We start from the raw sequence: 11065 nt of genomic DNA, 5'->3' as shown, positions 1-11065 counted from the left end.
GCTCAATACCGCGGCTCAGGAGTGGAAACGGCCACCGCGTGAGTGGGCCGAGGCAAAGACCCAGTTCGCCGTGATCTTCGGCGAGCGGTTCGTCATCTGATGACGAGAACGGCCTCGCGCACAAAATTCCTGACAGTCCCCTATGACCTGCGCGGCTTGCAAACCTTTGCGCGGTTTTCATCAGCGAGCGGCATCGGAATTACCAACGCATATGACGGCTTCGGTAAACTCACCAGCACGACCAACAATATGGGCACGACTACCCGGACGTTGAGCTTCACATATGATGCCGACGGCAACCGGTCGCAGTTGACCTATCCCGACAGCTCGTTCTTCACTTACGTCTATGACGGGCTCGACCGGCTGACTGCGATTAAGGAAGCGGGAACGACCGCAATTGTGTCGTCGGTATTCGACACCAAGGGACGCATCGCGAGCCAGACGCGGGGCGCTGTGACGACCACGCTGGGATACGATCCGTTATCACGCCCTACAAGCTGGACGGATGACCTCGCCAACACGACAAGCGATGTCACGAGCACTTTCGCGTACAATCCTGCAGGCCAGATCGTAACCAAGACGCGATCGAACGACGCCTACCGGTTCACTGGCTATGTGAATGTCAGCCGTGCCTATGCGGTCAACGGCCTTAATCAGTACGCTACCGCAGGGCCAGCGAGCTTCAGCTATGACGATAATGCCAACCTGACCGCCGACGGCACCAATAGCTATGCCTATGACGTCGAGAACCGGATGAAGGCGGTGACGGTAGGCGGGGTCGGGGTGGCGCTCAATTACGACCCGCTAGGCCGGCTGTGGCAGGTGGTGACGTCGGCCGAGACGCTCGAATTCACCTATGACGGCGACTCGCTCGTCATGGAGATGAACGGCGCCAACCCCTTCCGATATGTGCATGGCCCGGGCGACGACGACCCGATGATACAGTATAGCGGCACCGGCTATAGCACGCGCTATAGCTATCAGGTCGATTATCAGGGATCGCTCGTGTCGGTGGCCGATGCGATTGGCGCCAAGTTCGCCATCGACACCTATGACGAATATGGCATCACGCCGACGTCCAATTATGGCCGGTTCCAATACACCGGCCAAGCATGGATCAATCAGCTCGGCCTCTATTACTACAAAGCCCGCATGTATTCGCCCACGCTCGGACGGTTCATGCAGACGGATCCCATTGGATATAAGGACCAGAATAACCTGTACGCGTATGTCGCCAATGATCCGGTCGATGGACGCGATCCGACTGGAACAGAGACTGGCCAAGTATCCTACGACAGCTCGTTGATGCTCGCGGAGGCAGCGAAAAAGAATCCGCCAGACCCGACGATGGCTGCGCTAATGTTGGGTGGAACGGCCGCTGCCGTAACCTGCGCGGTGGGCTGCGAAGGAGTTCCTGCATTTTTGGCTTGGGCCGGCCGAACACTCGGAGTCGTGAGGACTGTTTCGGCTATTGAACGGGCGAACATAGCCGCAAGTGCTTTCAAGGCGGTCGCAGAAAAGGCCGGCACAACCCTGCCTGGCGTGGGCGAGATGGTTGGATGGGGCGGAGGTCGGAACGCGGTTGCTAATGCGATCGCTCGGACGGCTGAGGTCGATAGAGCTGCTGTCGCAGGTATGCGCGGGGTCGGTTTGACCAAGAAACTCGCTACCGCCGCCCGTAACCTATACAGAGCAGCTGCTGAGACGGGCCGAAAGGGCGGAGAGGTCGCGGTCCAACGCGCCAAGTTGATGGATAAAGTCCTAAAGAACTGGTGATATATGCTGAAAAGAATCGTCATTCGTAATAAGTCCAAGGAAGAGCTTGGGATAATGTTAGAGCCTTGGACGGACAGGGAGGATGTTGCGTCCGGACTCAGCCTCATATTGGAGGTTGATTTCAGCGATGAGGAGCTCGTTATTGACGTGGGTGATGATACATTCTTGTCAATCTGGAGCCCCCCTGGGACAAAGATGAAGGTAGGCTAGCTTAGGATCAGCTAGGAATTCCGCTCATGGACTCCGCGTGCGCCTTTCGCGATTGGCCGCGTTCTAAACCTGAAGCACATGGCACTGCCCGTGTGACGCGATGCGAGTGCTTGACCGGGATTGGTCAATCGAAGCTCTATGAGCTCATCAAGTGGGCGAGATCAGCACCATCAAGGTCGGCGCGATCACGCTGGTACCGGTCGGCGTTTGAGGGAGTTTATTCAGGTGCGCACATCAAGCGCCCGCTAGGCGCCCCATTCCGAACGTCAAAAGGTCATCCCCGGTCGTTCTGATGGAGCCGCTACGGCGCTTGCAAACACGGCGCTAGCCGTGTTCGTGGGACAAAATGCCCGCGTTGCCTACCCCGTTTAGGGTCGGAGGTGGTGCGGCTGCTCAATTTTGTGCGTTCTGAGTAGCGGGTATCGCCACCCGCTGAGGCTTCGGAAGTTCCGCGTTGAGGCGTGCAACTTTAGCAACGGTTTTCTTCTCTTTGGTCCCGCTCCAACTCCCGGGCTTTGCGACAGGTGTCGGCTCTCAATGCTCGAGGCGCAACGGTCCGAGGTCGGAGCTGTGGCCTCTGCCTTTAGAGTGCGAACGGATCACTGCCTCGAGCGCGGCTTCGGTCTGGTTGCCGGTCAACGTCGCGCCGCCGACAATGAAGTGGGGCACGGTTCGAACCCCCTTGGCAGTCCCGGCCCTTATCTCTGCCTCGGTGAGCGTCAATTCCTGCGCGTCGCAAACGAGGCGAAGGGCCTCCGGGCGGTCAAAGCCATAATCCATAGCGACATCGGCAAGCAGATCGGGTGACGCGATATTCGCCCCATTGAGAAGATAGTCGTCGATCAACCGCCTCGCGAGCGCGTGTTGCGTACCGCGCGGGCCCGCTAGCCGAATTAGCGTATGTGCCCTGCCGGTCGGATAAGCCATGGCAACCTTGCGATGATCAAAGGCAATGCCCGACGATCGAGCCTCCGCCTCGGCCGATGCCCAGGCCTGGGCAGGATCGCTGAGGCCGAAACGGGTACGGATGAATTCCGCCATGTTCATGCCTTCGGCCGGCAGCCCCTGCATGAGCAATACCGGATGATGCTGGATGTCGATGCTCTCTCCCGGAAAGCTGCCCGCGAGGACCCGGTCCAGCCGATGGTGACCGATCAGACACCAGGGACAGGCAAGGTCGGAGTAAAGGGTGATCTTGAGTGTCATGGGGCTTCTTTCCGCGATGGATGCTCATCCTGCTTTACTGCCGCCGCCCTTTCAACCATAAATGAGTGGTGACTCAGTACTTATAATTATAGGCATGCGCGTTTTAGCGTTCGTGCTGCCGGTCGAGGAGAAAAATGTGACGGTCGATCAATCAAGAACGGACCATGGCGCGCGACCCGGACTTGTCCGGGGCTGGATGATGGTGGCAATCGCCTTCTGCCTCCAGGGCATTGGGATCGGCAGCCTCTATATGTCCGGCCTCCTGGTATCGGAACTGCGCAGCAAAATGCACCTGTCCACCGGTGAAGTGCTGATGTGGACTGCCGCGCTCCTGCTTCTGGCAATGGCGGCATTAATGCCGGTTGGCGGATATGTGCTGCGCCGGCTCTCGGTGAAGGCGCTCGCGACGGGTTCGATGTTGTCCCTGCTGATGGGTTATGTCGGCCTCGCTTATTCCGATCAGGTCTGGCATCTGGCAATTATCTTCGGCGTGTTTTTGCCAGTTGCAGCTGCCGGATCGATCGTTTCAGCCAATACGCTCGTCTCGAACTGGTTTGTCACCGGACGTGGGCTGGCACTGGCCGTGGCGACGGCAGGCATTATGACCGGCGGGGCGATTGTGCCGCCGTTCGCTGCGTATTTGCTCACAAATGGCGGCATTGCTCATATGTCGTTCGTCTTCGCCACGATAGGCGCCGCCCTCTTGCCGGTTACTGCGCTCCTGATCATCGATGCGCCGGAGCAACGCGGATGGCATCCCGACGGATTGCCCCACCCGCCAGTGGCCGAGCCGTCCGCACACGCCGCCCCGGCCAATGGCTGGACGCCACGCAGCATCCTGGGGCATGGCGGATTCTGGGTCGTGATGGCGATGATCGCGATCTTTTCCGCGATCACGACGGCGATTCTCTCGAACTTTGTCCCTTTTGCCGAAAGCCTTGGCATTGCCAAAGACAAGGCAGCCTGGCTGGTTTCCGCATCATCGCTTGCCGGCGCGGTCGGTATGATCTTTCTTGGCAGCATGCTCAACAAAGTCGGTCCCAGGACCATCGTTGGTGTTCCGATGCTCACCGCCGGCACCGCAGCCGGCCTGATGGCATGGTGGCCCGAATATCCCCTGCTGCTTACAGCAAGCGTCTTTATCGGTCTTGCCAACGGCGCGACCAGCGTTTCACCTGGCATCATTGCCGGGCAGTATTTTGGCCGCGCCGGCTTCAGCTTCGCATTTGGCGTCGCGATGTTCGTGCAGACGATCCTGACCGCCTTCGCAATCCCGATCTTCGGTGCGGGCTATGATGCATTGGGCCGATATGAGCCGATCTTGTTCTCGGTCGCCGGGACGATGCTGGTGCTGGGCCTGCTGGGCCGGCTCTTGCCGCACCGCTTCCACAGTGTCGATGGCAGCGCGCCACATGCGGCCTGACTGATCACCCAGTCACCCGGCCCGCATCGGCGGGCCGGGCATTGCGTTTAAAACAGAAGATAGCCGATACCCGCGGCGAGTACCAAGGGTGCGATCAAATGCGAAAACTGCCGGTGCCAGAGCAGCGTCAGGATCGCCGCCACGGTGATCACGACTGCCAGTTTGAGCCCATAGACCCGGGTCGAGGCAAAAATCATCAGGCCCGCCGCAGCGACTTCGAGCAGCCCCGTCACCAGATGGAAGTTCTTGGGATAGCGCCAGCCGACATACGCCTCGCGGATTGCCTTGCCACCGCCGAGATGAAGGAGGCCGACCACTCCCAAAAACACGATCACGATCCACAGCACGATAAGATGCGCCATAATTCAGTCCCCTTTTTTACATGCCAATCATGTCGACAGTGCCCCGCCAGGCGAGTTGACCGCCATCGATCAACCAGACCACGCCGTTGACGAAACGCGACTCCTGGCCAGCAAGGAAGCAGACGAGCGCGGCGACCTCCTCGGGCTGGCCAAGCCTTGGCACGAGTTGCGTCTTGACGAAGGAGCGTATGAGTTCGTCCGGATTGGGCACGCTTTCGAGATAGCGTCCAACCAGCCCGGTCTCGATCACGCCGGGGCAATAACTATTTGCGCGGATGCCGAGCGGTGCGAGCTCGACGGCGAGATTCTTGGTGAGCGCGGCGACCCCGCCCTTGGACGCGCCATAGGCCAAGGTCGACGGGTTGGCGACGAACGAGGCGGTGGAAGCGGCGGTAATGATCGAGGCATTGGCCGATTGTTTGAGCCAGGGGAGCGCCGCCTTGGCCGCGAACATCGGTGCGGTAAGGTTGACCGCGATGACCATGTCCCAAACCGTCCGGTCATATTGCTCCAGGCCGATCCCGGCCTGATCGCCGAACTGGGAATCAATAACACCCGCGTTGTTATGCAAGATGTCGATGCCGCCCATTCGGGCAGCGCTGCCGTCCATCAACTCTGCCAGTTGAGTATCATCAGTGATGTCGCAAGGCAGGAACCAAGCTTCACCGCCGGCCTGGCGGATCGACGCCGCTAGCGCTTCGCCTTTCGTGACGTTGATATCGGCCAGGCAAACCCGGGCGCCCCGGGCCGCCGCCATCCGCGCGGTCGCCGCCCCCATTCCTTCAGCAGCGCCGGTGATGACGAACTTCAGACCGGCGACGCCCGCGGGCGGGTCCGTCGCCATGTCAGCGCAGATAGGTATGACCGCCATCGACCATCAGGGTCGAGCCGGTGATGTAGGAGGCAGCAGCGGTGACGAGGAAGAGGATTGCCTCGCCGACATCTCTTTCAGGATCACCCATCCGCTTGAGCGGAATATGCGCGGTAAATTTCTCGGCAAAGCTCGGATCGTTCTCGCAAGCCGCGTCATAGGCAGGCGAGGCGGAAAGCGGCACGAGAATATTCACCCTGATGCCGTCCGGCGCCCATTCCATCGCCGCTGCGCGGCTGATCGTCTGGACCGCCGCCTTGGCTGCGGCATAGACGCCGTAATCCTTTGGATTCCACTGCGACCCGGTACCGAAATTGACGATCGCGCCACCGCCGGCCGTCTTCATGTGGGGATGGCAGGCGCGCATGAACGCAAGCGTCGCCATCGGCCCCGATGACCAGAGATCGGACATCACCGCCTCGGTGACGTCGAGCAACGGCCCATAGCGCAGATCGGGCGATTGTGCCGCATTGACCAGTATATCGATCCGGCCGAACGCCTTGATCGCCTCATCGACAACATGATCGATCGTTGTGCGCTCAGTGATGTCGCCAGCGACCGCCAATGCCGCACCGCCCGCCGCCCTGACCTCGTCGGCAACCGTTTCGAGCTTGCTCAGCGTGCGGCCGACCACGACGATCGACGCGCCTTCGCGCGCCATACAGAGCGCCGCACCGCGCCCTGTACCCTGGCCGCCGCCGGTGATGATTGCGACTTTGCCGGCAAGCCGGCCACCTGCTTCATGCGTCATGCCATCGGTCCGTCTTCAAAATTGGAGGAGTGCGCCATCCGGCACGGGGCCATCGCCGTCAGCCCTCGCGATCACCGAACACGTCGAACGTGCCGAGCATCACCATCAGCTCTTCGGTGAAATGGGTGAACCGCCACTTGCTGTCCTGCCGGACGAGATCACCCGAAAACACGCCCAAGGTTTCCTCGAACAAATGCGCGCGATCGCCCACGCCGGCATGATGTGCGCGAACGCGGCATGCCCCCTTGGCACGGTCTCCATTGATGGTGGCGGTGTAATTGCCGAGGATATGGTGCGTGCCGACTTCCTCGACCCAACTGCGGACAAAGGCAATGATCTCGTCACGGCTGCTTTGTGACCATTGATTCTGGAACCAGCTTGCTGTCGCTTCCGGCACGAACATGTCGTCCAGATCGCTCCAGCGCTTATAGTCGAGTGCATCGACATAGGCATTGAACAAATCGGTGATCGCCTGTTTATCGATGAGTTCCTGCAGCTTGGCGTCGGACATTCATTCTCTCCTGGGTTCGTGTTTTTATAATCAAGCCGCCAGGCACTGCCGCCCGATCCGATGAAGATCCGATCGCCTCCGCCGTCGCGAGTGCCATCGCTGGCGAGCCCGCATCCCGGACGGCGCATGCAGATATGGCCGATATCAGGCGCGCTCGCCGAGCCGCGGTTCCTTCAGTTCGATAAGGATGCCGCGATATGGCTTCTCACCAGTATTCTTCGCAGTCTCGAAGCCACCGCGATCGACCCAGAACCATTGTCCCGGCGTGACGTCCATCTCAAACGTCTGGCGGTAGGTGCCCCCCGCCCCCTCCTCGATCAGACCGGAAATCTTGTCGCCTTCCAACTCGATCTGCACATAATCCAGCGCATGCCGGTGAAGCGCGGTCGCCTCGCCCGGCGCGAGCGACATATCCCAGATCCGTACACGATCATTCTCGAACAGGACTCCGGTAGCAACAGGTCCAACTTCGCGGCCATCGCTCGTAATTTCAGGGGTCGTCGCCATCGAATCTCTCTCCTCGGCCGCAGCCATTAACGTATTTTAATGAAAGATGAGCCACCGCTCATTATCTGTCAAGCCGGTCCTGATGAGTCGATGGGTATATTTTTTGCGGCAGAGCCGGAGGGTTTCGCAGGACCATCCTGTTGCCAGCGCTCAGGAGCGCTGATCAGACCCTGATCGCACCGCGCGATAGCCGCACCAGCAGTGAAGTGATCAAACCGGCTCAAGACCGGCGGCCGCCAGGGTGCGCCGAGCCTGATGCAGGTGCAGCCGTTCGACCATTTTTCCATCAAGCCGGATTGCCCCCCGATCCGCATTGGCGGGTTCGTCAAAGGCGCCCAGCACTCTGTGCGCCCAATCGATCGCCGCGGCGTCGGGAGTAAAAGCGGTGTTACACGGCTCGACCAGGCGAGGATGGATCAGCGTCTTGCCGTCAAAACCGAACTTCACGGCCTGGCGTGCCTGCGACACGAAGCCAGACTCATCATCGATATCGTTGAAGACCCCATCGAGAATAACGAGACCATAAGCGCGCGCGGCAGCGACCGCGAAACCCAGCGCGCCGATAAAGGGCTCGCGCGACAGGTCGAGTTGCGCGCCCATCTCCTTGGCCAGATCATTGGTGCCCATAACGAGACCAGCCAGGCGGCCATGATCATTTCGGCCGGCAGATGCGATTTCGTCGAGGCGCAACAACGACAATGCCGTTTCCACCATCGCCCACAAAGGCGTCAGCGTGCCATCGAAGTGCCGTGCATAGGCTGCGATGTCAGCAGCGGTGCTCACTTTTGGCACCAGGATCGCATCGGGCGTCACAGCGGCCAGTGCAGCGCAATCCGCTTCGCCCCATTCGCTATCGAGCCCGTTCACCCGCACGATCAATTCGCGCGACCCAAAACCGCCGTCACGGACGGCCGCTATCGCGTTCTCGCGAGCGACAGCCTTGGCGTCAGGCGCCACGGCGTCTTCGAGGTCGAGGATGACAACATCGCAAGGAAGCGTTCGCGCCTTGGCGATCGCTTTCAGATTCGAAGCCGGCAGGTAGAGCGCACTCCGGCGTGGCCGTATTGACATGATCGTGTCCTTCGGATGAACGCCGCGCACGACGGCTGAATATTGCAATGTCGATTGGCACGGCGAGCGGTCACCGCTGTGCTGGATCCTGTCGGCCGGCCTGGCCCAGCGCGCTGCGAACATATCTGGCCAAGCGATCGGCGGCGGGCCGCAGCGGTGCGCCGCGCCGAGTGAGTATCCCGATTTTCCGCATCAGCGCTGGCTCGGCGATGGGCAAGGCGACCACATCATCCTCAAGGCTGGCAGGCAGCGCGAGGCGGGGAACAATCGCCGCGCCCATCCCCGCCCGCGCCATGCCGATCGCTGTCTGGACGTGACGGACTTCGGCGTGCGAGCTGAGCCGCATGCCATGGGCATTGGCCTGCTCCTCCAGCAGATTCTGGAGAAGAACCGAGCCGGAAAGCGTGATCAGTTGAAGCGATACCAGAGCGTCAAAGGGCACGGCCTGACCGAACGCGGTCGCATCGCCAGCCTGGAGCAGGACGCATAATGGTTCTTCGGTTGCGACGGTAAAATTTATGTCAGGCGGTGATGGCTCGATACAGGGCCCGATCCCGAAATCGATCGCCGCCGCGCCGATCGCCGTGACGATCTCCGATGAGGTCAGTTCCTCGACATCGATCCGCGTTGTCTTGTCGCGACACCGGTAGGCGGCGAGGATGGATGGCAGCAGCACACTCGACAATGAAGGAACGCAAGCGATGACAATGCGGCCGCGTCGATCATCACCAAAATTGCGCGCCGCACCCAAGCCGTCATGAATCAGCCGGAGTGCCTCGCTGACGGCCACCGCCAGCGCCTCGCCCGCTGCAGTGAGCGCGACCCGGCGCGACGTTCGTTCGATGAGCATGACACCGAGTTGCTGCTCCAGCTCACTGACCTGCGCACTGACCGTCGATTGAGTCCGCTTCAGGTCGATCGCGGCACGCGTGAAGGAACGGTGACGCGCGACCGCTTCGAAGCTGCGCAGCAATTTGAGATTGATATCGGTGATCATCGGTCCGTCAGCGCGATAAGAGTGCGCCACGCCGCACGATCGGCCAAGAAGGGCAAGTCAATCAGCCTTCCAAGCTGCATATCCCGAAAGCGACGCGCGCGGTTGATATCTCCTTGAGCGATGGCCAGGATCTGCCGATCCATAAAAGTCACGGCATAAGCGACGGTGAGCAAAGCCAGCGCATCACCACCGCCAGCCGACGGCGCGGCACAAGGGCCGGGTTCACCAAGGCCTGTCTTGCTGGCCGCCGCCGTCACGCAATCTCTCCCCTGCCCGCCACTCACTGACGGCACCGCGGTTACTTGCCCTTTGCCTTCAGGGCGCGTCAAGATAAATGAACAATGAGCCGTTGCTCATTTTAGAATTGACGCGCTTCACAGGCAAGCTTAGCCCAAGCGTTCCTGGATAAAACCAGGCGCCCGGACGGAGAAAGCACCCCCTGGTTCCCCTGCGAAATGAGGATTTGGTTGTGAATGCCGCGATCCAGGGGATGCCCACGAACCGGTGACAGCCTTGATGTAGGACAAGCGCTCCGCAGCGGAGAGATGAGATGACAGGCAGAATGACCGGGAAGGCCGTGCTCGTGACCGGCGGTGCCGCGGGCATCGGCAAGGCGATTGTCGAGCGCTTCTCGGCGGAAGGCGCCAGCGTCATGATCGCAGATATTGATGCCACGGCCGCCGCCACACTTGCGACGTCGCTCGGCGCCGCATCGATCGGGATGGATGTCGCGGACGAAATCTCGGTCGCGGCAGCGATCCGGGAATGCGTCGAGCGCTATGGCCGGCTCGACGTGCTGATCAACAATGCCGGCATCGGCGCGCCAAAGGCGCTGCTCCATGAAACCTCGTCAGAGGTCTGGCGCAAGGTCGTGACCATCGACCTTGAAGGTGTATTTCTGTGCATGAAGCACGGCATCGCCCAAATGCTCGCACAGGGTGATGGTGGAACGATCATCAATACCGCCTCGGTTTCCGGGATGGTCGGCCAAAAATTCTTCGCACCCTATGGTGCCGCCAAAGCAGGCGTGATCGCCCTGACCCGCACGGCAGCACTCGAATATGGCTCTCACAATATAAGAGTATGCGCCGTTTCGCCGACAGCGGTGATGACCGCGCTGGTTCAGAAGCTGAAGGACGCATCCACCGATCCGGACACCTTCCAGAGCCATCTCGAGACGTTCAACCCTTTGCCAGGCATGGCCCAGCCCGACGATGTCGCTGCGGCGATGCTCTTCCTTGCCTCAGCGGACGCCCGCTTCGTTTCAGGCGTCATTCTGCCCGTGGACGGCGGTTACACCGCGCGGTAACACGGTCACCGCATCTGCAACATGTCGCGCAGGACCGATCGTGGTGCCGTGGTCAGTGCAGCCGCTGACAT

At 60.6% G+C, this 11065-nt stretch carries 12 protein-coding genes; 3 read left to right on the top strand and 9 right to left on the bottom strand.

Features of this window, described 5'->3' with window-relative positions; genetic code table 11:
• The first annotated feature begins 99 nt into the window (after positions 1–99).
• Positions 100–1776: an RHS repeat-associated core domain-containing protein gene (locus ACRECS_RS24460; protein WP_431585579.1), complete on the top strand. Its 1677-nt coding sequence runs from the start codon at positions 100–102 to the stop codon at positions 1774–1776.
• Between the two features lie 744 nt (positions 1777–2520).
• Here the strand turns inward: ACRECS_RS24460 and ACRECS_RS24455 are convergent.
• Positions 2521–3192, bottom strand: coding sequence for a DsbA family oxidoreductase (locus ACRECS_RS24455; protein ID WP_431585578.1), 672 nt, complete (start codon positions 3190–3192; stop codon positions 2521–2523).
• Between the two features lie 61 nt (positions 3193–3253).
• On the opposite strand from ACRECS_RS24455, the gene ACRECS_RS24450 reads away from it, so the two are divergent.
• Positions 3254–4615, top strand: coding sequence for an MFS transporter (locus ACRECS_RS24450; protein ID WP_431585577.1), 1362 nt, complete (start codon positions 3254–3256; stop codon positions 4613–4615).
• A gap of 47 nt (positions 4616–4662) precedes the next feature.
• Here the strand turns inward: ACRECS_RS24450 and ACRECS_RS24445 are convergent, their stop codons facing one another.
• From ACRECS_RS24445 to ACRECS_RS24410, 8 genes are all read right to left on the bottom strand, one after another.
• Positions 4663–4977, bottom strand: a complete 315-nt coding sequence (locus tag ACRECS_RS24445) for a hypothetical protein (protein ID WP_431585576.1) — start codon at positions 4975–4977, stop codon at positions 4663–4665.
• Positions 4978–4993: 16 nt separating this feature from the next.
• The gene (locus tag ACRECS_RS24440) at positions 4994–5821 is read right to left on the bottom strand and encodes an SDR family NAD(P)-dependent oxidoreductase (RefSeq protein WP_431585575.1); all 828 of its coding nucleotides are present in this window, start codon (positions 5819–5821) and stop codon (positions 4994–4996) included.
• A 1-nt stretch (position 5822) separates the two neighbouring features.
• Complete coding sequence (locus ACRECS_RS24435; protein WP_431585574.1) at positions 5823–6599, bottom strand: SDR family NAD(P)-dependent oxidoreductase; 777 nt, start codon at positions 6597–6599, stop codon at positions 5823–5825.
• A 58-nt stretch (positions 6600–6657) separates the two neighbouring features.
• Entirely contained in the window at positions 6658–7110 is a 453-nt protein-coding gene (locus ACRECS_RS24430; RefSeq protein ID WP_431585573.1) for a nuclear transport factor 2 family protein, read from the bottom strand.
• Between the two features lie 144 nt (positions 7111–7254).
• On the bottom strand, positions 7255–7617 hold the full coding sequence (locus tag ACRECS_RS24425; protein WP_431585572.1) for a hypothetical protein: 363 nt from the start codon (positions 7615–7617) through the stop codon (positions 7255–7257).
• Positions 7618–7827: 210 nt separating this feature from the next.
• Complete coding sequence (locus ACRECS_RS24420; RefSeq protein WP_431585580.1) at positions 7828–8688, bottom strand: HpcH/HpaI aldolase/citrate lyase family protein; 861 nt, start codon at positions 8686–8688, stop codon at positions 7828–7830.
• Positions 8689–8758: 70 nt separating this feature from the next.
• Positions 8759–9685 (bottom strand): LysR family transcriptional regulator, encoded by a 927-nt coding sequence (locus tag ACRECS_RS24415; protein WP_431585571.1) that lies wholly within the window; start codon positions 9683–9685, stop codon positions 8759–8761.
• A complete protein-coding gene (locus tag ACRECS_RS24410; RefSeq protein WP_431585570.1) occupies positions 9682–9942 on the bottom strand; it encodes a hypothetical protein in 261 nt (86 codons plus the stop codon). Before ACRECS_RS24410 ends, ACRECS_RS24415 begins: the two co-directional genes overlap by 4 nt.
• 305 nt (positions 9943–10247) lie before the next feature.
• Here ACRECS_RS24410 and ACRECS_RS24405 point away from each other — a divergent pair, with 305 nt between their 5' ends.
• The gene (locus ACRECS_RS24405; RefSeq protein WP_431585569.1) at positions 10248–10994 is read left to right on the top strand and encodes an SDR family NAD(P)-dependent oxidoreductase; all 747 of its coding nucleotides are present in this window, start codon (positions 10248–10250) and stop codon (positions 10992–10994) included.
• Positions 10995–11065 lie beyond the last annotated feature (71 nt).

The sequence above is a fragment of the Sphingomonas sp. genome, from assembly GCF_050725575.1.
Classification (GTDB): Bacteria; Pseudomonadota; Alphaproteobacteria; order Sphingomonadales; family Sphingomonadaceae; genus Sphingomonas.
This window is presented reverse-complemented; position numbering and strand designations above follow the sequence as displayed.

Coding starts and splice junctions, on each gene's coding strand:
- ACRECS_RS24460 (WP_431585579.1), top strand. CDS start 100: ATGACGAGAACGGCCTCGCGCACAAAATTCCTGACAGTCCCCTATGAC.
- ACRECS_RS24455 (WP_431585578.1), bottom strand. CDS start 3,192: ATGACACTCAAGATCACCCTTTACTCCGACCTTGCCTGTCCCTGGTGT.
- ACRECS_RS24450 (WP_431585577.1), top strand. CDS start 3,254: ATGAGTGGTGACTCAGTACTTATAATTATAGGCATGCGCGTTTTAGCG.
- ACRECS_RS24445 (WP_431585576.1), bottom strand. CDS start 4,977: ATGGCGCATCTTATCGTGCTGTGGATCGTGATCGTGTTTTTGGGAGTG.
- ACRECS_RS24440 (WP_431585575.1), bottom strand. CDS start 5,821: ATGGCGACGGACCCGCCCGCGGGCGTCGCCGGTCTGAAGTTCGTCATC.
- ACRECS_RS24435 (WP_431585574.1), bottom strand. CDS start 6,599: ATGACGCATGAAGCAGGTGGCCGGCTTGCCGGCAAAGTCGCAATCATC.
- ACRECS_RS24430 (WP_431585573.1), bottom strand. CDS start 7,110: ATGTCCGACGCCAAGCTGCAGGAACTCATCGATAAACAGGCGATCACC.
- ACRECS_RS24425 (WP_431585572.1), bottom strand. CDS start 7,617: ATGGCGACGACCCCTGAAATTACGAGCGATGGCCGCGAAGTTGGACCT.
- ACRECS_RS24420 (WP_431585580.1), bottom strand. CDS start 8,688: ATGTCAATACGGCCACGCCGGAGTGCGCTCTACCTGCCGGCTTCGAAT.
- ACRECS_RS24415 (WP_431585571.1), bottom strand. CDS start 9,685: ATGATCACCGATATCAATCTCAAATTGCTGCGCAGCTTCGAAGCGGTC.
- ACRECS_RS24405 (WP_431585569.1), top strand. CDS start 10,248: ATGACCGGGAAGGCCGTGCTCGTGACCGGCGGTGCCGCGGGCATCGGC.